Here is an 18432-nt window from a genome sequence, read left to right as displayed (position 1 = left end):
CGAGCCGCGCCGCGCCGGTCGAGGCGAGATCGCCCGAGACCACGACGGCGTGCCCCCTTGCGTATTTGTGGCCATCGATCCGCGGCACCGGAAACGACCAGCGCCAGGCCTCCGGCGCATTCTCCGCGGTCAGCGGCTTGATCTCGTCGAGCACCTGCGCGTCGATGCCGATATCGGCGACGCGGACCCGGCCGCAATACATCCGGCCCGGCAGCAACAGATGCGCGGGCTTCTTGCGGAAGAAGGTGACGGTCTCGGTTGCCTGCACGGCCGCGCCCATGACAGCGCCTGACGTGCCGTTGATGCCGCTCGGCAGATCGACCGCCAGCACCGGCGTACCGTTGGCATTGATCGCCGCGATCATCTCCAGCGGGTCACCCTTGACCGGGCGGTTGAGCCCGGCGCCGAACAGCGCGTCGATGATCAGCGCTGGCTTGCCGAGCGCCTGCGGGTTGAACGGCAGCACCGGATATTTCCAGCCCTTCGCCGCCAGCGCCGCGTCGCCCTGCAGGCTGTCGCGCTCGCAGAGCAGGATCACCGAGACCTCCCGCCCGCGCGCGGCGAGCTCGGCGGCGGCGACAAAACCGTCGCCGCCATTATTGCCCCGGCCGGCGACCACGACGATCGGCCCCTCCTCGACCAGGTCCATTGCTGCTTCGGCGACGGCCTGGCCGGCGCTCATCATCAGCGCGAAGCCCGGCGTGCCGGCTGCGATGGTCAGCCGGTCGGCGCGCTCCATCTCGGTGGTGGTCAGAACGTCCATGCCGAATCCTCAATCGCTTCGCCTTTTCGAGAGGCAATTCCTGTGACGTTCGCGGGGTTTCTACTGGCCGACTGCATAGATATTGATCTATTTGCCTATTTGTTGAGCTTGGATATCATAGCCCATGTGGTGCGATATCCGCCGACTGCCTGTTAAAAGGCTGATAACATTCCGAAATCGGGGACCTTAACAACTTGGCATAGACCCTGCTTTTGAGGAAGCCGCGTACAAGGGCCGCTTCATGCGACCATTGCGCGTGTTTCCGGCCAACCGTCGGAAGGCTTAAGACCAACCTGACTGCGCCCCACGCGCATCGAACTCGACCCTGCAATCTGCAATGCCCGGGAGGCGCTCAGTGAAGAAGATTGAAGCCATCATCAAGCCCTTCAAGCTCGACGAGGTGAAAGAAGCGCTCCAGGAAGTCGGACTGCAAGGTATCACCGTCACCGAGGCCAAGGGATTTGGCCGCCAGAAGGGCCACGCCGAACTGTATCGCGGCGCGGAATACATCGTCGACTTCCTGCCCAAGGTGAAGATCGAGATCGTGATCGGCGACGACCTGGTCGAGAAGGCGATCGACGCGATCCGCCGCGCGGCCCAGACCGGGCGAATCGGCGACGGCAAGATCTTCGTCTCCAACATCGAGGAAGCCATCCGCATCCGGACCGGCGAATCCGGGCTGGACGCTATTTAAGGGCGGTGCTATCCGGAATTTCTGACGGCAAAAGAGAAAAAAGGCTGCTTCGGCAGCCTCATTTCGTTTCAGCAGTCACACGAACTCGCCAAAAGCGGGAATAACGTCCCTCTCCGCTGGAAACCGACCCGCACATCCATAAGGGGTATTCATGAAGACCGCCAAAGACGTCCTGAAATCGATCAAGGACAACGACGTCAAATACGTCGACCTGCGCTTCACCGATCCGCGCGGCAAGTGGCAGCACGTCACCTTCGACGTCAGCATGATCGACGATGACATCTTCGCCGAGGGAACGATGTTCGACGGATCGTCGATCGCGGGCTGGAAGGCGATCAATGAATCCGACATGTGCCTGATGCCGGACCCGGTGACCGCGACGATCGACCCGTTCTTCGCCGAGACCACCATGGTCATCACCTGCGACGTGCTCGAGCCGACCACCGGCGAGCCCTACAACCGCGACCCCCGCGGCATCGCCAAGAAGGCCGAGGCCATGGTGAAGTCGATGGGCGTGGGCGACACCGTGTTCGTCGGCCCCGAGGCCGAGTTCTTCGTGTTCGACGACGTGCGCTACTCGGCCGAACCCTACAACACCGGCTTCCGCCTCGACTCCTCCGAGCTGCCGATCAACTCGGCCACCGAGTATGAAGGCGGCAACCTCGGCCACCGCATCCGCACCAAGGCCGGCTACTTCCCGGTGCCGCCGCAGGACTCCGTGCAGGACATGCGCTCCGAAATGCTCGGCGCGATGGCCAAGATGGGCGTCAAGGTCGAGAAGCACCACCACGAGGTGGCGTCGGCCCAGCACGAGCTCGGCATGAAGTTCGACACGCTGACGCTGATGGCCGACCATATGCAGATCTACAAGTACTGCATCCACCAGGTCGCACACATCTACGGCAAGACCGCCACCTTCATGCCGAAGCCGGTCTATGGCGACAACGGTTCGGGCATGCACGTGCACCAGTCGATCTGGAAGGACGGCAAGCCGACCTTCGCCGGCAACAAGTATGCCGATTTGTCGGAGACCTGCCTGCACTACATCGGCGGCATCATCAAGCACGCCAAGGCGATCAACGCCTTCACCAACCCGTCGACCAACTCCTACAAGCGTCTGGTCCCCGGCTATGAGGCCCCGGTGCTGCTCGCCTACTCCGCGCGCAACCGCTCGGCCTCCTGCCGCATCCCCTACACCGCGAACCCGAAGGCCAAGCGCGTCGAGGTGCGTTTCCCCGACCCGATGGCCAATCCCTATCTCGGCTTCGCTGCGATGCTGATGGCCGGCCTCGACGGCATCAAGAACAAGATCGATCCGGGTCCGGCGATGGACAAGGACCTCTACGACCTGCCGAAGGAAGAGCTGAAGCAGATCCCGACCGTGTGCGGCTCGCTGCGCGAGGCGCTCGAGTGCCTCGACAAGGATCGCGCGTTCCTCAAGAACGGCAGCGTGTTCGACGACGACTTCATCGACGCCTATATCGAGCTGAAGATGACCGAGGTCGCCCGTTTCGAAATGACCCCGCACCCGGTCGAGTTCGAGATGTACTACTCGCTGTAAGCTTTACGGCACCTCACGAATGCGAAAGGCGCTTCCATCGGAAGCGCCTTTTGCTTTTGCGTCATTGCGAGGAGCGAAGCGACGAAGCAATCCATTGCGCCGATTGTGGTGAGAGATGGATTGCTTCGCTTTGCTCGCAATGACGATGCGGTGAAAGCGCCTCGCTTACACCTTCGCCTTTGCGATCCGCCGCCCGCCTGAATCGAGCGCCCCGAAATTGCCCGCTATCATGTCCGGCGTCGGGATCATGCCGCCCAGCGACCAGCTCGCCGGCTCACCTTCCTCGATCTTGACCCAGACGTTGCGGCGGAAATCGGGGTTACCCTGGCCCTCGATCTCGACCATGAGATCGGTGACGCGCTCCAGCATCGCGCGCTTCTGCGCGACATCGAAGATGCCGCGGACGGTGGAAATGGTGACGTAAGGCATGGTCTCTCTCCATTAGCTGAGGTTGTGACAACGCAACAAAGATGGACCGGCATGGCCCAATCAGGCAGTGGCCGATCGGACAGAGATCGGGCAATATCTGCCACGGCCCGATGGCCCAGATCGGGTAGGACGTCGGCAAATCCGGAGGTCCCATGAAACTTGCGATCGTCGCGCTGGAAGGCTGTATGCAATCGGCGGTCGCCGGCATCGCCGACATCCTCACACTCGCCAACCATGTGATGCAGCTGCGCGGCAGCAAGGCGCGCTTCAGCTGGCAAACGCTCTCGCTCGACGGCAAGGCGGTTCGCGCGGGCGGCGGAAAGCTGCTCGCCGTCGACGGCGCTCTCGGCAAGCGGACGGCATGCGACGCGATCATCGTGCCCGGCAGCCTGGTCGACCATCTGACCGCCGAACGCCTGCAACCGCAATACGACCGTGTCGGCGCCTGGCTGCGCCAGCAACACGCCAGCGGCCGGTTGATCGGCGCCTTCTGCAGCGGCGTGCTGCTGCTCGCCAATGCCGGGCTGCTCGACGGCCGCCGCGCCACCATCACCTGGTGGCTACAAAGCGAGCTGCGACGCCGCCATCCCAGGATCGATCTCGCCAGCGACGCCGTCATCACGCAGGCCGATCGCCTGGTTTGTGCCGCCGGCCCGATGTCGTGGGTCGATCTGCTGCTGCGGCTGATCGAGCTCGTCGAGGGCCCGGAAGTCGCAAAAGTCTGCGCCGACTATGCGGTGATCGACACCGCACAGCGCACCCAGGCGATCTTCATGCCGCTCGGCTACATGCTCGGACAGGACCCGCTGCTGATCAAGGCGGACATGCTGGTGCGCCGTACCGGCAAGACGCCGATCACGGTGCGCGGCCTCGCGCACGCACTGGGCCTGAGCGAACGCACATTGAACCGCCGCTTCCGCGAGCTGACCCACGAGCCGCCGCAGGCCTTCATCATGCGACGCCGCGTCGAGCACGCCCGCACGCTGCTGGAGACCACGGCACAACCCATCAAGTCCATCGCCCGCGCCACCGGCTATGAGGACGAGAGCAGCTTTCGAAAAGCCTTCCGCAAGCTCACGCTGCTGTCGCCCCAGGCCTACCGTGCGCAGCGATCAATGCGCGCGGCGTAGCCGCAGGGATTTCCCGGAGGACTACGGTCAGCAACACTGACAAACCGCGCGAAGCGATGCGACGCGGGCATGCAAGCTGCGACGTTCGGAATCGACAACGCCCGGGACTGGGTGTTCACTCGCAGCAAGGACCCGAAAGCGGCCTCGACAAAAACAGACACCTTCATTTTGCATTTTGGGAGAAACGAGATGTCTTTCGTCGCTCGACGAATGGCGGCGCTTTCGACCGCCATTGCTATTCTGGCTGTCTGTGCAGGCACCGCATTTGCCCAGAAGAAATACGACACCGGCGCAACCGATACTGAAATCAAGGTTGGCAACATCATGCCCTATAGCGGGCCGGCATCCGCCTATGGCACCAGCGGCCGGGCTCAGGCGGCATATTTTCGCAAGATCAACGCCGAGGGCGGCATCAATGGGCGCAAGATCAATTTCATCTCGTATGATGACGGCTACAGTCCGCCGAAAACGGTCGAGCAGGCGCGCAAGTTGGTCGAAGGCGACGAGGTCTTGCTGATCTTCGCCGCTCTCGGCACGGCGTCCAACGGCGCCATTCAGAAATACATGAACACCAGGAAGGTGCCGCAGCTGTTCATCCAGACCGGTGCGACCAAATGGAATGATCCGCAGAACTTTCCGTGGACCATGGGCTGGCAGCCCAGCTACCAGAGCGAGGGACGGATCTACGCCAAACATATCCTGAAGGAAAAGCCGAACGGCAGGATCGCTGTGCTCTACCAGAACGACGATTATGGAAAGGACTATCTCAAAGGCTTGAAGGACGGTCTCGGCGACAAGGCGGCCTCGATGATGGTGACCGAGGATGCGTATGAGGTCGCCGAGCCCACGATCGACACACACATCGTCAAGATGAAATCGCTGAATGCCGATGTGTTCGTCGACATTGCCACGCCGAAATTCGCGGCGCAGGCCATCAAGAAGGCAGCCGAGATCGGCTGGAAGCCGCTACACATCCTGAACTCGGTCGGCTCCTCGATCGGCGCCGTGATCCAGCCTGCCGGCTTCGAGAACGCGCAAGGCATCATTTCGGTGGCCTACCTGATGGATCCGCTCGATCCGCAATGGAAGGACGACCCCGGCATGAAGGCGTTCGACGAATATCTCGCCAAATACTTCCCGGAAGGCAACCGGGCCGATGGCCTGGTGGTGACGGGTTACAACGCCGCCCAGACGCTGGTTCAGGTGCTGAAGCAGTGTGGCGACGATCTCACGCGGGCGAACGTGATGAAACAGGCCGCCAACCTGAAGGCTTTCCGCACCAACAACCTGCTGCCTGGCATCACGATGAACACCAGCCCGATCGACTTCGCGCCGATCAAGCAGATGCAGCTCAGACGACTCAAGGGCGAGCGATGGGAGCTGTTCGGGCCCATGCTCAGCGCGGAGGTCGGAGGTTAGCAGTCCGCGGCCCAATTCGCATCGTTGCTCCGGCATCCGCCGGGACGACGATGCGTGCGGCATAGACTGGAGGAATCACACTCGCGTGGGATGGAGGAGCGAAGCGATACCCATCGGGCAATTGCTCCACGAGGCAAGAGTCCACGATCCACTCAGTCGAAGGAATTAGTGCCGTAGCCAAACGATCAATCCCACGATGACGATAGCGGCAGCAATCGCCTGCCAACCCTTAGCATTGAAATCAAAGAATGGGCCCTTGAACCGAAGTTCGTGGTCGGACATGACGCAGCTCTCCATTTGAAATCTTGAGAGCCGACTCGACCGAACGGGCAGTTCTGACAATGCATCAACGCAAAAAATCCGCAAATCGCGAGGACCGAGTGCTTTTCATTTCATAGGGTTAGGCTGACTCAGCAGTCTTCTAGGAATGCTGCGCCTTCGCTTTGCCCAATACTCATTGATTTCGCTGCAGTATTCCTGCGCGATTTCGCGCCGCATTTAACGTGCTGTTAAATGCGGGCGAGACTCGGAGGCCGCGGGATAAATGCACGCGAAGACGCTTACACAGCCTTTTGCTTGCCTGTGCGCCATCAAATATCCACTCGCCTTGAGCTACTTCAAGGACTTTCCGTTGCTGTTCGAGTAGCTCTCATGGGGGCGTCATGATGGCGCCCACATTCGTCGTGATCGGTGGCGCGCGCTAGGCGAGCCGATACGATCGTCCCTACCATGGAAGAAGGATGGGTTTCGCTTCGCTCTACCTATCCTGCAGTGTCACACCCGAAACAGCTTCGCATACCTCGCCTTGATCTCCTCGCTCTGCGCCTGCACCTGGGCCGGATCGGCCTTGAGCATCTTCAGTCTGTCGAGCGGCACGTGCCCGGCTTTCTCTTTCACCTTGGCGTGGAACGAGCGGTGCGCGAACTCGTCGGCCAGCATCTGCTGGGTCTCGGCGCTGAAGAAGTAGCTCTGGAACAGCCGTGCCGCATTCGGGTTCGGCGCGCTCTTGAAGATGCCGCTCGGCACGATGATCAGCGGCGCGCCTTCAGCCGGGTAGACCACCTCGACCGGCTTACCCTGATCCTTGGCCAGCACGAGGTTGTAATCGTTGCCGTCGGCCATGACGGCACGCTCGCCGAGCAGGATCTTCTTCGGCGGATCGGCCGCCGACTGCACCTGCATCACCCGCTGCTGCGAAAGCTTCTCCAGATACGGCCAGCCGAGATCGCGCGCCAGCACGAAGGTCGCGGTCATGATCGCGCCGGAGTAGCCCGGGTGGGCCTTGACGATCTTGCCGCGCCATTTCGGATCCAGCAGATCGGCGTAGCTCTTCGGCGCCTCCTCGCGCTTCACCTGCTCGGTGTTGTAGCCGATCACCTCGAACCAGGCGCAGGATGTCGCGGACGTGCCGTCGGGATCGATCTGGTCGGCCGGAAAGTGCTTGGCGACCTCCTCCGGCATATAGGCTGCGAGCCAGTCGTTCTTCTTCCAGTCGAGATAATGCGCGGGATCGGTCGAATTGGCGACGTCGACGGCATGGATGCCGCTGCCCTGCTCCTGTGCGATGCGCTGGAAGATCCGCTCGGCGCCGGAGCGTTCGACTCGGACGCTGATCCCTGGATATTTCTGCTCGAAATCGCGCGCCAGACGCTCGGCCGTGCTCAGTTCCAGCGCACTGTAGAACGAGATCCTGCCTTCCTTCTTGGCCGCCGCGATCAGCTCCGGCGTCACGGCCTCAGCCGGCGGCGCCGCCGCTCTTGAGGGTTCGGCGAACACCATGCCGGCGGCTGTCGCCGCCGTCACCTTGAGCCAATCGCGTCTCGACCAGTTGCGGTCCTGCATTCTATGCTCCCTGAATCGGGCCGTTGACCGGCCGCGCCATTGTTGTGGGACGACGATAGCGCCCAGGATGGGTAGAGCGAAGCGATACCCATCAAACAGAGCCGCAGGAGAGATGATGGGTTTCGCTGCGCTCTACCCATCCTGCGGCCCCGCCGACGCGGCTGACCATGCCTACGTTTTCTCCGGCGGGTTCTCGCGCAGGAAGCGTTCGAGATCGGGCTGCACGGAGTAAGGTTGCGGAACCGGATCACCCTGGAAGTCGACCTGAAGATCAAGGCAGCGCCGCAGTATCCGCGCCAGCTCGCTGCGCCGATAGGGTTTGGTCAGCAGCGGAATGCCATGGCCGCCACGCCCCTGTTGTGCCGGCAGCACGCCGTCGCTGTAGCCGGACGTGAACAACACCCGCAGCGCCGGACGCCCCGCCATCAGCGTGTCAGCCAATTGCCGGCCATTCATGCTGCCGGGCATCACGATGTCGGTGAATAAAAGATCGAACGCGGTGCCGCGGCTGACGATCTCGAGCGCGGCATCTGCATTCGCTGCCGCCAGCACCTTGTAGCCGAGGCTTTCGAGCTGGCCCATGACGTAGTCGCGGATCGTTGGGTCGTCCTCGACGCACAGAATCGTCTCGTTGCCGCCCCTGACCGGCAGGTCGTCCTCCTCGGTCGCGCGCTGCGCGGTGCCGTCTGCCTTGGGCAGATAGATCCTGAAGATGGTGCCCCGCCCCTGCTCGCTCCTGACCTCGATCCCGCCGCCACTTTGCTTGACGAAACCGAACACCATGCTGAGCCCGAGCCCGGTGCCCTGCCCGACCTCCTTGGTGGAGAAGAACGGATCGAAGATCTTCTTCAAATCCGACGGCGAAATTCCGGTCCCGGTATCGGTCACCTCGATCACGAGGTGGTCACCGGCGCGCTCGACGCCGTGCGCCACGGCCTCGGGAATCCCGAGCTGGATGTTGCGGGTCGCAAAGGTCAGCGTGCCGCCCTCCGGCATGGCATCGCGTGCGTTGATGGCGAGATTGACCAACGCTGCGCCGAGCTGGCTGCGGTCGACGAAGGCAAGCCATGCGCTACGGTTGAGCTCCGTCCTGATCTCGGTCTGCGAGCCCAGCGTCTGCGACAATAGCCGCACCACTTCGCCGATCAGGTCGTTGACGTCGGTCTCGGCGGGCTGCAACGGCTGCTTGCGCGCGAATGCCAGCAGGCTCGAGGTGAGTTGCGCGCCGCGATCGGCGGCATCGCTGATCAGCTTAGCGATCGCGGCAAGCTGCGGGTTGTCCTTGACGCCGTCGGCAAGGATCTCGACCGTGCCGGTGATCACGGTCAGCATGTTGTTGAAGTCGTGCGCGATGCCGCCGGTCAACCGCCCAAGCGATTCCGTCTTCTGCGCCTGGATCAGCTGCTCCTCCGCGATCCGTCGCTGGGTGACATCCCTGACAAAGGAATTGATGATGTAGCCGTCGCCGCGGCGGAGCGCATTGAGCGACACCTCGACATGGAAGCGGTGGCCGTCGCGGTGCACCGACGCGGTTTCGTAGCGCATGCCCATGCCGCCGGCCGCGGTCTCCTGCAGGAAGCGGGTGATGCGCTGGCGATGCGCGACGCGAAGCTCCTCCGGGAACACCAGCTCGACGACGCGCTGGCCGACCGCCTCGGAGCGTGTCCAGCCGGTCAGCGCCTCGGCCTGCGGGCTCCAGTCGAGAACGATGCCGTCCTGATCGGTCTGGACGAAGGCGTCGAGCGCGGTCCTGACGATCGCCTGCGCCATCTGCTCGCTGTCGACCAGCGCCTGATGCGCGCGCCGGTGCGCGGTGACATCGTGCAGCACGGCGACCGCGCCACGCAGATTGGCGGCGTCATCGCGCAGCGGCCTGGCGTTGGCGACGAGATAGACGTCCGGATCCGGCGGCGACAGTGGTCTCACGATCAGTTCGAAATCGTCGATATTCTCGCCGCGCAGCGCGCGCGCCACCGGCGTGTCCGAGATCGGCATCGCCGTCCTGCCGTCGGCATAATAGTTCTGGAACCTGCGAACGCCGGTCAGGGTGTGAAAACCGGGTTCGACACTGTACAGCCGCCGCGCCGCGGCGTTGGCGATCACGACCACACCGTGCTCGTCGGCGACCACGACCGGATCACGGATGCTCTCGATGGTCTTCTCCAGCAGGTTCTGCCTGCTGCCCAATTGCGCCGACAGTTCGGCGAGCGTCGCGGCGAGTTGAGCGGCCTCATCGTTGCCGCCTGTGCCGACCGATGCCTGCTGGCCGCGCGACGGCGCTTCCGCCGCCCGCACCATCTGGGCGGGCGTCCTGGACAGCGACTTCGCAATCAGCTCAGCAGTCATCAACACCACCGCAACCGCACCGCCGGCGAGCGCAACGCCCGACCAGCTGACGCCATGGATGAAGCCCAGAGCGAGCAGGAGCATGACGACGGGAAGCATCATCCCGACCGCCAGACGGCCCGACAAATTCATCCCGACCAACTCATCGTGAGCAGCTGCACCGGAAAATGTAAAAGGAAACCAATATCGGAAAGGACGTCGGCGCCGGGGCAATATCGGGGGCTTGCCCCCTTGCTTAGCCGAGTCCGGCCCGGCAATCCGCCACTTTCGTATCCGTATAAGTACGGAGAATTTCTACGTCCCGGCGCCGATTGATCCGAGTCGGACGCCGGATGGTCCAAGCCTCAGCTGGCCGGCCGACATATCCTGGTGCCGACGCCGCATGCCGGGGAGGCATCGTTGCAGATCAACATCATCTACGACAGCAGCGTGAGCAGCGCTCCGGTCCAGAAAGACCTCTCAGGAGGCGGAACGTAAGTCATAATAAATCTCTTCCGACACGACCTGTTCAATCTCTGGCGCCGTGTCGTGTCGGCGGGACTTCGAGAGTCCCGGCTTGTGGCGTTTGCGCCATCATGCCGCAACGGGATCGTCGCGGCCGGCGGCACCGCTGCGGTGAATTTGCAGGGACGAAAGCGATGCTCCCAGCCGGCTACGCCGCCCGCCGCCGCTCGCGCAGCGCGTCGCCGAATGCCTCGAACAGCGCGCGGTTGATCGGATTGCGCTGCGGATCGTATTCGGCGTGCCATTGCACGCCGAGCGCAAAGCCGGGCGCATCGGCGATGCGGATCGCCTCGATGGTGCCGTCCTCGGCGACACCCTCGATCACGACCCGCTTGCCGGGCTCGAGAATGCCCTGGCCGTGTAGCGAATTGACGCGAATGGTCTCGCGGCCGAGAATCTTGGCGAATGCACCACCGGGCGTCAGTGCGACGTCGTGCCGGTCGGCGAACACAACAGTCGGATCGGGATGGATTTCGCCGCTCTCGAGCCGCGGCATCCGGTGGTTCATGCGGCCGGGAATCTCGCGGATCTCCGGATGCAGCGAGCCGCCGAACGCGACGTTCATCTCCTGGAGGCCGCGGCAGATGCCAAAGATCGGCACCCCGCGCGCGACGCAGGCCTCCGACAACGCCAGCGCAACGTCGTCGCGGTGGATGTCGTAGGGCTCGTGAGCGGCGCAAGGTTCGATGTTGAAGCGCGTCGGATGGACGTTGGCGCGGGCCCCGGTCAGGACGACGCCGTCGACCACGTCGAGCAAGGCGCCAACCTCGGTGATTTCGGGGCTGCCGGCGAACATCAAGGGCACGGCACCCGAGACCTCGGCAACCGCGCGCAGGTTCCGCTCTCCGACCATCTGGACCGTGAAACGATTTTCAATGCGATGGGCGTTTCCGATCACGCCAACCACGGGCCGTCTCATTATTGAAGTCTCGCGCAATGATTCTTCTAAGTTTGCGACGTTGCGGAGACGATCATGCCTTCGAGTTCCCGCCGGATCAACCGTCTATATCTGCACAGCGGGCCTTGCAGTCCTGCACAGATTCGCCCCCGGGAAGCCCAGGTCCGGCCCGGCGCCCGGTGGTCGTGCCGGATGCCACGGCGCGTCAGCGGCAAACCGGCACGGTCCGGGCAGCTTGATCCCGGCGGGATTTTCGCCAAAGACTGCTCCGGACACCGTCCGCGAAGGGGAATCACCCGTGACAGACTCGGCTGACAATCGCCTGCAGGCCCGCAGCGACATGGCGTGGGCGATCGCCGTCGGCGGAATCGGCGCCGTGCTGTTCGCCGCCCTCCTGATGTTCGCCTGGCATTTCGCCGCAACCCTGTTCCTGCTGTTCGCGGGCATGCTGCTCGGGGTCGCCCTGAATGCCATGGCCACCCTGCTCGGCCGGCTGACCGGGCTGCCTCACGCGTTGCGGCTTGCGATCGTCTGCCTGGCGATGGCTGGGCTGCTGTCCGGCATCGTGTTCCTCGGCGGCACCACGATCGCGCAGCAGGCCACGGTGCTGAGCAACACGATCAAATCGCAGCTCGGCAGCGTCAAGGAGTTCCTCGAGCAGCATGGCGTCGATACCAGCTATCTCGATTTCACCAATGCCGCCGGCGAGGCGAAGCCGGAAGGTACCGCCGTGACGACAACGACAACGACGCCGGCAGCGTCGCAGTCCCATGGCATCCCCGGCGCCGGCGCACTGGCCTCCAGCGGCGGCGCCATCATCAGTCAGACACTGAAGGTGCTGCTCGGCACCGTGAGCGTCGTCGGCAATTTCTTCATCGTGCTGTTTCTCGGGCTCGCCTTCGCGGCCCAGCCGAGCATCTACCGCGCTGGGCTGTTGTTCATCGCGCCGGCCAAATACCGCGCGCAGGCAACTATCATCGTCGATCGCATCGGCGAGACGCTGGAGCGCTGGCTGATCGCGCAGATCATCACCATGACCGCCGTATTCCTCGTCACCTGGATTGGCCTTGCCATCATCGGCATTCCGAGCTCGTTCATCCTCGGCATCCAGGCCGGCCTGCTCGCCTTCATTCCAACGGTCGGGGCGATCCTCGGCGGGCTGATCGTGGTGTTGGCGAGTCTCGCGACGGGGTGGATCGCGGCGCTGTCCGCTTTCATCCTGTTCCTCGGCGTCCACGCACTGGAAAGCTACGTGCTGACGCCGATCATTCAGCGCCAGGCGCTCGACATCCCGCCCGCGACGCTGTTCGCGTTCCAGATCCTGCTCGGCGTCGTATTCGGCATCTGGGGGCTGGCGCTGGCGCTGCCGTTGATGGCGATCGCCAAGGTGATGATCGATCACTTCAAGGCGGAGGATCAAGCGCCTGCGCGGGCAGCGTAAACGCCCGTCAGGTGGTCAGCACCGTCTCGGTGTGCTCGACCTCCGGCGCCGCCGCGAAATAGGGGCCGACCAGCGCGCGCCAGGCGGTGAAATCCTCGGAGCCGCGGAAATCGACGGTGTGGTTCTCCAGCGTCTCCCACTTGGCCACGAGACGGTAGCGCGACGGCTTCTCGATCGAGCGGTGCAGTTCAAACCCCTTGCCGCCCTTGGCGCGCAGGAACAGCGGGCGCGCCTTGGCCACCGCAGCCTCAAAATCCTTCTCGCTGCCGGGCTTGACGTCGATCTGTGCGATTTCCGTGATCATTGGGTTTTGGCCTCGCTTTATTGGTTTCCCTTGGGCAAGGCCCGTCTCTAGCGCAGCCGGCACGAAAGCAAAAGGCGCCCTCCGCGGCGCCTCCTCCGTCGAATTTGCAGCGGCTCAGCCGAACAGCAAGACCGTGCCGACAACCATCAGCATCACGCCGAGCAGCATCACGATCGGCCATCGGCTCTTCGGCGGCTCATATCGCCCTTGCGCGCGCCGTTCGGCGATCAGCGCGGTCTCGTATTCATCCGAGTCCGAGAACAGGCAGGCGAAGCCGCTGCGCGCGGAAACCGCGTCGGCTTCGAGCGACATCAGGGCTGATTGCGGATTGCGGGTGCGGATCGACTCCATGCCCGAAAGCATGGGATCGAATGGTTAACCGGTCGTTACCATCCTCACACGCGGGCGGTCGCCGGCTTTTGCCGCGCCGATGCGGACAGGCCCGCGGTCTTGCGTCGCCAGTTCTCCAGCGAGAGCGGCAGCTCCTCAGCAGCCTCGACCCGGTTCCGGCCGCCGCGCTTGGCCTGGTAGAGCGCGGTGTCGGCCGAGGCCAGCAGCACCTCGAGCTCGGTCCCGGCCGGCCCACCGGCGACACCGATGCTGACCGTGGTGTCGACCGCGCCGTCCTCGCAAGTGATATTGCTGTTCTCGAAGGCCTCACGCACCCGCTCGGCGACCAGCACGCCCTCCTCCAGCGAGCACGGCAGCAGTGCCGCGAATTCCTCGCCGCCGATCCGGCCCGACAGATCGCTGATCCTGAGACTATTGACCACCACGGCGGAGAACAGTTTGAGGATCTCGTCACCCGCGGGATGGCCGAACCGGTCGTTGATCGACTTGAAGTGATCGATATCGAAGATCATCACGGTGACCGGCCGGCCGCCATTGGCCTCGCGTTCGATCACGCGCGCGCAGGCCTCCGAGAAGCCGCGGCGATTGAGCATGCCGCTCAACGGATCGATCGACGCAGCGGTCTTGTGCACGGCCACGGCGCGGTCCGACACCATCATGAAGATCACGAACACCGTGCCGATCGCGTACAGCACGAGTTCGATCGAGAACAGCGTGACCCAGAAGGTGCTGATGAAATTCTGGCCGTTCAGTCGCAGCAGGTCGCCGACCAGGATCGGCAGCATCAGGACACAGCCATGTGCGACCGGGATGGCGATCGCAATCCAGCGCCGTTGCATCGCACGGCGGCGCTCACTCCAGAGTTCAGAGGCGGTCAGCGCGGCATAGATCGCGACGATCCCGGCGCCGATGGTCAGCCGCATCGCCGGATCCGCCACCGTCGTCATGGCGCCGATCCACGCGACCGGGCCGAGCACGAGGCCCAGCAGGTTGGCCTTGCGGCCGTGGAAGATCCGCGAGGCATTCCAGACCATGCCGCAGGCGGCGAAGCCGATCGCATTGAGGCCCAGCAGGACCATGGGATCGAGCGTCGAGCTGCCGACCGTCCAGAGCGCGACCGAGGCCGCGCCGAGCAGATAGGCCGTGCCCCACCATTTCAGCGCGGGGATATTCTCCTGCCTGCCGAACAACCAGAGCATGGCGCCGAGCATGCCCGCGACCATGGTGGCGAACAAATAAAGCGTCGATGGATCGAACGACATAGAGTCACCCCAGCCCGGTGTGATGCAACGTTCGCAGGCGCAATTAATACGGTGATGCAGCGCCGGTGCGAGACCGCAAGCTAGAAGGCCCGAGTTCCAATTTCGTTTGCACGCACACGCAAGTTTTCATGAAAACTGCGCTAATTCGCGTCGAAGCACGCCCGATTTGGGCACAGCAAAAAGGGCGCCTCGCGGCGCCCTCTGCAACTCGATGCACGCGACAATTGCCGCGAATTTTAGGACTCGAATTAGCGCTTCGAGAACTGGAAGGACTTGCGGGCCTTGGCCTTGCCGTACTTCTTGCGCTCGACCGTGCGGGAGTCGCGGGTCAGGAAGCCGCCCTTCTTGAGGACGCTGCGCAGCTCGGGCTCGAAATTCGTCAGAGCCTTCGAGATACCGTGTCTGACAGCACCGGCCTGGCCGGAGAGACCGCCGCCGGCGACGGTGCAGATCACGTCATACTGGCCGTTACGGGCGGCAGCGACCAGCGGCTGCTGGATCATCATGCGCAGCACCGGGCGAGCGAAATAGACTTCGAACTCGCGGGTGTTGACCGAGATCTTGCCCGAGCCGGGCTTGACCCAGACGCGGGCGACCGCGTCCTTGCGTTTGCCGGTGGCGTAAGCGCGGTTGAACTTGTCGACCTTCTTGACGTACTTCGGCGCGTCAGGAGTGGCCGGCTTGACCTGCGAAAGCTGGTCGAGGGACTGCAACGTATCGGACATTATGCGGCCCTCGTGTTCTTGCGATTCAGGGAAGCGATATCGACCTTCTCGGGGCTCTGGGCTTCATGCGGATGATCGGCACCCGGATAGACGCGGAGGTTGCCCATCTGCATGCGGCCGAGCGGACCCCGCGGGATCATGCGCTCGATCGCCTTCTCGACGACGCGCTCGGGGAAGCGACCCTCGAGGATCTGCTTCGCGGTGCGCTCCTTGATGCCACCGATGAAGCCGGTGTGCTTGTAGTAGACCTTCTGGTCGCGTTTGCGACCGGTCAGCACCACATGCGCGGCGTTGACGATGATGACGTTGTCACCGCAATCGACATGCGGCGTGTAGGTGGGCAGGTGTTTGCCGCGCAGGCGCATCGCGACGAGCGTGGCGAGACGACCGACGACCAGACCCTTGGCGTCGATCACAACCCACTTCTTCGTCACTTCGGCGGGCTTGGCCGAGAACGTGCTCATGTGTGAAATCCGTGAAAAAGAAATCGGCGCCGTATGCGCCGAACTGCGTGGCTTTCTAGAGAAGCCCCGACCGCACGTCAACGTCGATACGCGATAATTGCACTAACAAAAACAATGACTTAAAAATATGGTGTAATAATACCGCGAAAAAGACTATTGATTCGGAATGGAATAGGTCGCCGTGACATGGGCGATTGGATCGGGCGAGGTGCCGGACAGCAGGTTCACCTCGCCGACCGCGAGCCGCTTGCCGAGCTTGAGCAGCTTGGCGACCGCGAGCACGTCCTGGCCCGGCTGGCCCTTGCGCAGGAAATTGATGTTGAGGTTGGTGGTGACGGCGAGGCCGATCGGCCCGATTGCCGACAGCAGCACCACATACATCGCGAAATCCGCCAGCCCCATCAGGGTCGGCCCGGACACCGTGCCGCCCGGCCGCAGCATCCGTTCGCTGAAGCGCTGGCGCAGCAGCGCCGTCTCGCCGTCGGCGCTTTCGATCCTGATGTCGTCGTGGGTGAATGCCTGCGGAAACTCCTTGCGCAGGAACTCCTCCAGGTCAGCCACACTCATTTTCGCAATCGCCATGCGGTCCCTGCCCTCGCTTCAGTCTGCCTGTTACATTAAGTTGTCACAGAGACCAAAGTGGAATTTCACCATGTCCGCCCAAGCCGCCCGCGCGGAAGCGCCGCAACATCAGCCGATCCTGCTGCGCGAGACCGTCGGCAGTATCGCGTTACTGACGCTCAACCGCCCCGCGGCGCGGAACAGCCTCTCCGAAGGCCTGATCGGGGCGTTGCATGCTGCGCTGATCGACATAAGCGGTGACAAGAGCATCCGCGCCGTGGTGCTTGCCGCCAATGGCCCGGCCTTCTGCGCCGGCCACGACCTCAAGGAGCTTACCGCGCGCCGCACCGACGCCGACCGCGGCCGCGCCTATTTCGCTGAGATCATGAACGCGTGCAGCGCAATGATGCAGGCCATCGTGCATCTGCCGAAGCCGGTGGTCGCATCCGTCCAGGGCATCGCGACCGCGGCCGGCTGCCAGCTCGTCGCAAGCTGCGACCTTGCGGTCGCCTCCGAGGCCGCGGCATTTGCGACGCCGGGCGTCGATATCGGGCTGTTCTGCTCGACACCGATGGTGGCGCTGTCGCGCAACGTGCCGCGCAAGCAGGCGATGGAAATGCTGCTGACCGGTGAGCCGGTCTCCGCAGCAACGGCGCAGAGCATCGGCCTCGTCAACCGCGTGGTGTCCGCAGGCACCGAACGCGACGCCGCGATCGCGCTGGCCGAGAAGGTCGCACTGAAATCGGCCTACACGGTCAGGCTCGGCAAGGAGGCGTTCTATCGTCAGGCCGAGATGAGCCTTGCGGACGCTTATCGTTTCGCCGCCGAGGTGATGACCGAGAACATGATGGCGCGCGACGCCGAGGAAGGCATCGGCGCCTTCATCGAGAAGCGCGATCCGAAGTGGCAAGACAAGTAAATTCCCGTCATTGCGAGCGAAGCGAAGCAATCCATCGCGCCACAAGGAAGTATGGATTGCTTCGTCGCTTCGCTCCTCGCAATGACGCAACTGAAAAAGACGACTGATGAATCACGACGCCTACGACGACAACTACATCCGCAGCATCCTGAACAACGTCAAATCGATCGCGATGGTTGGCGCCTCGCCGGTCAATGTGCGGCCGAGCTATTTCGCATTCAAATACCTCGCGCAGCGCGGCTACGACATGATCCCGGTCAACCCCGGCCATGTCGGCAAGGCGCTGATGGGCAAGCCGTTCGTCGCGTCGCTTGCGGACATCGATCGCCCGATCGACATGATCGACATCTTCCGCAACTCGAGCCACATCATGCCTGTCGTCGAGGAGGCGCTGAAATTGTCGCCGCTGCCGAAGGTGATCTGGATGCAGCTCGGCGCGCGCGACGATGCCGCGGCCGAGAAGGCCGAGGCCGCGGGGCTGAAGGTGGTGATGAACCGCTGCCCGAAGATCGAGTATGGCCGGCTGTCGTCGGAAATCTCCTGGATGGGCGTCAACTCGCGCACGCTGAGCTCCAAGCGTGCACCGATCCCGACACAGGGCATGCGGCTGTCACTCAACCGCACGAGTTTCGGCGGCGGCCAGACTGCGGCATCCGACCGCGCGGCGAAAAACAAGACCGAGACGACCTGACGTCGCGGCGGAATAATCCTTCCACTGATCCGGTATGGCGTAGGATGCCTTTCCAGGAAATGGCGGCGTCCCGAACTCGCTTGACGGCGGTCGCCGCCACCATCAGCATGCCGCGCATTTCGACCAGG

General features: G+C 63.4%; 18 protein-coding genes. 7 read left to right on the top strand and 11 right to left on the bottom strand.

The window, feature by feature from the left end; all coding sequences use genetic code 11:
- Window positions 1-763, bottom strand: a 763-nt coding sequence (locus tag H8A95_RS11410) for an NAD(P)H-hydrate epimerase (protein ID WP_229183258.1), incomplete at its 3' end; no start/stop codon positions are given.
- Between the two features lie 355 nt (window positions 764-1118).
- Here H8A95_RS11410 and H8A95_RS11405 point away from each other — a divergent pair.
- Both H8A95_RS11405 and glnA read left to right on the top strand, forming a co-directional pair.
- Window positions 1119-1457 (top strand): P-II family nitrogen regulator, encoded by a 339-nt coding sequence (locus H8A95_RS11405; protein ID WP_011441447.1) that lies wholly within the window; start codon window positions 1119-1121, stop codon window positions 1455-1457.
- A gap of 151 nt (window positions 1458-1608) precedes the next feature.
- A complete protein-coding gene (gene glnA / locus H8A95_RS11400; RefSeq protein WP_229183257.1) occupies window positions 1609-3018 on the top strand; it encodes a type I glutamate--ammonia ligase in 1410 nt (469 codons plus the stop codon).
- Window positions 3019-3183: 165 nt separating this feature from the next.
- Here the strand turns inward: glnA and H8A95_RS11395 are convergent, their stop codons facing one another.
- Complete coding sequence (locus H8A95_RS11395; protein ID WP_163152514.1) at window positions 3184-3447, bottom strand: tautomerase family protein; 264 nt, start codon at window positions 3445-3447, stop codon at window positions 3184-3186.
- Between the two features lie 152 nt (window positions 3448-3599).
- Here H8A95_RS11395 and H8A95_RS11390 point away from each other — a divergent pair, with 152 nt between their 5' ends.
- Both H8A95_RS11390 and H8A95_RS11385 read left to right on the top strand, forming a co-directional pair.
- Complete coding sequence (locus H8A95_RS11390) at window positions 3600-4577, top strand: GlxA family transcriptional regulator (RefSeq protein ID WP_229183256.1); 978 nt, start codon at window positions 3600-3602, stop codon at window positions 4575-4577.
- Between the two features lie 189 nt (window positions 4578-4766).
- Window positions 4767-5996 (top strand): ABC transporter substrate-binding protein, encoded by a 1230-nt coding sequence (locus H8A95_RS11385; RefSeq protein WP_229183255.1) that lies wholly within the window; start codon window positions 4767-4769, stop codon window positions 5994-5996.
- A gap of 774 nt (window positions 5997-6770) precedes the next feature.
- Here H8A95_RS11385 and H8A95_RS11380 read toward each other — a convergent pair.
- The 3 genes from H8A95_RS11380 to H8A95_RS11370 form a co-directional block, all read right to left on the bottom strand.
- Window positions 6771-7838 (bottom strand): ABC transporter substrate-binding protein, encoded by a 1068-nt coding sequence (locus tag H8A95_RS11380; RefSeq protein WP_229183254.1) that lies wholly within the window; start codon window positions 7836-7838, stop codon window positions 6771-6773.
- Between the two features lie 171 nt (window positions 7839-8009).
- Window positions 8010-10316 carry a hybrid sensor histidine kinase/response regulator gene (locus tag H8A95_RS11375; RefSeq protein WP_229183253.1) on the bottom strand — a complete coding sequence of 769 codons (2307 nt, stop codon included), beginning with the start codon at window positions 10314-10316 and terminating at the stop codon, window positions 8010-8012.
- 520 nt (window positions 10317-10836) lie between these two features.
- Complete coding sequence (locus H8A95_RS11370) at window positions 10837-11607, bottom strand: gamma-glutamyl-gamma-aminobutyrate hydrolase family protein (protein WP_229183252.1); 771 nt, start codon at window positions 11605-11607, stop codon at window positions 10837-10839.
- Window positions 11608-11884: 277 nt separating this feature from the next.
- Between H8A95_RS11370 and H8A95_RS11365 the strand changes: the two genes are divergently transcribed.
- Complete coding sequence (locus H8A95_RS11365) at window positions 11885-13027, top strand: AI-2E family transporter (RefSeq protein ID WP_175068361.1); 1143 nt, start codon at window positions 11885-11887, stop codon at window positions 13025-13027.
- 7 nt (window positions 13028-13034) lie between these two features.
- Here the strand turns inward: H8A95_RS11365 and H8A95_RS11360 are convergent, their stop codons facing one another.
- The 6 genes from H8A95_RS11360 to H8A95_RS11335 all read right to left on the bottom strand — a co-directional run bounded on the left by H8A95_RS11360 (window position 13035) and on the right by H8A95_RS11335 (window position 16715).
- A complete protein-coding gene (locus tag H8A95_RS11360) occupies window positions 13035-13331 on the bottom strand; it encodes an antibiotic biosynthesis monooxygenase family protein (RefSeq protein WP_076857811.1) in 297 nt (98 codons plus the stop codon).
- Between the two features lie 114 nt (window positions 13332-13445).
- A complete protein-coding gene (locus H8A95_RS11355; RefSeq protein ID WP_229183251.1) occupies window positions 13446-13682 on the bottom strand; it encodes a hypothetical protein in 237 nt (78 codons plus the stop codon).
- Window positions 13683-13726: 44 nt separating this feature from the next.
- Entirely contained in the window at window positions 13727-14944 is a 1218-nt protein-coding gene (locus H8A95_RS11350) for a GGDEF domain-containing protein (protein WP_229183250.1), read from the bottom strand.
- Window positions 14945-15192: 248 nt separating this feature from the next.
- Window positions 15193-15669 (bottom strand): 30S ribosomal protein S9, encoded by a 477-nt coding sequence (gene rpsI, locus H8A95_RS11345; protein WP_229183249.1) that lies wholly within the window; start codon window positions 15667-15669, stop codon window positions 15193-15195.
- Window positions 15669-16133, bottom strand: coding sequence for a 50S ribosomal protein L13 (rplM, locus tag H8A95_RS11340; RefSeq protein WP_229183248.1), 465 nt, complete (start codon window positions 16131-16133; stop codon window positions 15669-15671). Before rplM ends, rpsI begins: the two co-directional genes overlap by 1 nt.
- A gap of 153 nt (window positions 16134-16286) precedes the next feature.
- Window positions 16287-16715 carry a PaaI family thioesterase gene (locus H8A95_RS11335; protein WP_097673498.1) on the bottom strand — a complete coding sequence of 143 codons (429 nt, stop codon included), beginning with the start codon at window positions 16713-16715 and terminating at the stop codon, window positions 16287-16289.
- Between the two features lie 70 nt (window positions 16716-16785).
- Here H8A95_RS11335 and H8A95_RS11330 point away from each other — a divergent pair, with 70 nt between their 5' ends.
- Both H8A95_RS11330 and H8A95_RS11325 read left to right on the top strand, forming a co-directional pair.
- Window positions 16786-17613 carry an enoyl-CoA hydratase gene (locus H8A95_RS11330; protein ID WP_229183247.1) on the top strand — a complete coding sequence of 276 codons (828 nt, stop codon included), beginning with the start codon at window positions 16786-16788 and terminating at the stop codon, window positions 17611-17613.
- 106 nt (window positions 17614-17719) lie between these two features.
- Window positions 17720-18304, top strand: coding sequence for a CoA-binding protein (locus H8A95_RS11325; RefSeq protein WP_050405660.1), 585 nt, complete (start codon window positions 17720-17722; stop codon window positions 18302-18304).
- Window positions 18305-18432 lie beyond the last annotated feature (128 nt).

The sequence above is a fragment of the Bradyrhizobium oropedii genome, assembly GCF_020889685.1.
Lineage (GTDB): Bacteria > Pseudomonadota > Alphaproteobacteria > Rhizobiales > Xanthobacteraceae > Bradyrhizobium > Bradyrhizobium oropedii.
The sequence above is the reverse complement of the archived record's forward strand: the minus strand, read 5'-3'. Positions and strand labels throughout refer to the sequence as shown.

Bases quoted from the DNA above. Each gene is read 5' to 3' on its own strand.
- H8A95_RS11390 (WP_229183256.1), top strand. From the start codon at position 3,600: ATGAAACTTGCGATCGTCGCGCTGGAAGGCTGTATGCAATCGGCGGTC.
- H8A95_RS11395 (WP_163152514.1), bottom strand. From the start codon at position 3,447: ATGCCTTACGTCACCATTTCCACCGTCCGCGGCATCTTCGATGTCGCG.
- H8A95_RS11325 (WP_050405660.1), top strand. From the start codon at position 17,720: ATGAATCACGACGCCTACGACGACAACTACATCCGCAGCATCCTGAAC.
- H8A95_RS11360 (WP_076857811.1), bottom strand. From the start codon at position 13,331: ATGATCACGGAAATCGCACAGATCGACGTCAAGCCCGGCAGCGAGAAG.
- H8A95_RS11370 (WP_229183252.1), bottom strand. From the start codon at position 11,607: ATGAGACGGCCCGTGGTTGGCGTGATCGGAAACGCCCATCGCATTGAA.
- rplM (WP_229183248.1), bottom strand. From the start codon at position 16,133: ATGAGCACGTTCTCGGCCAAGCCCGCCGAAGTGACGAAGAAGTGGGTT.
- rpsI (WP_229183249.1), bottom strand. From the start codon at position 15,669: ATGTCCGATACGTTGCAGTCCCTCGACCAGCTTTCGCAGGTCAAGCCG.
- H8A95_RS11335 (WP_097673498.1), bottom strand. From the start codon at position 16,715: ATGGCGATTGCGAAAATGAGTGTGGCTGACCTGGAGGAGTTCCTGCGC.
- H8A95_RS11375 (WP_229183253.1), bottom strand. From the start codon at position 10,316: ATGAATTTGTCGGGCCGTCTGGCGGTCGGGATGATGCTTCCCGTCGTC.
- glnA (WP_229183257.1), top strand. From the start codon at position 1,609: ATGAAGACCGCCAAAGACGTCCTGAAATCGATCAAGGACAACGACGTC.
- H8A95_RS11330 (WP_229183247.1), top strand. From the start codon at position 16,786: ATGTCCGCCCAAGCCGCCCGCGCGGAAGCGCCGCAACATCAGCCGATC.
- H8A95_RS11350 (WP_229183250.1), bottom strand. From the start codon at position 14,944: ATGTCGTTCGATCCATCGACGCTTTATTTGTTCGCCACCATGGTCGCG.
- H8A95_RS11385 (WP_229183255.1), top strand. From the start codon at position 4,767: ATGTCTTTCGTCGCTCGACGAATGGCGGCGCTTTCGACCGCCATTGCT.
- H8A95_RS11355 (WP_229183251.1), bottom strand. From the start codon at position 13,682: ATGGAGTCGATCCGCACCCGCAATCCGCAATCAGCCCTGATGTCGCTC.
- H8A95_RS11380 (WP_229183254.1), bottom strand. From the start codon at position 7,838: ATGCAGGACCGCAACTGGTCGAGACGCGATTGGCTCAAGGTGACGGCG.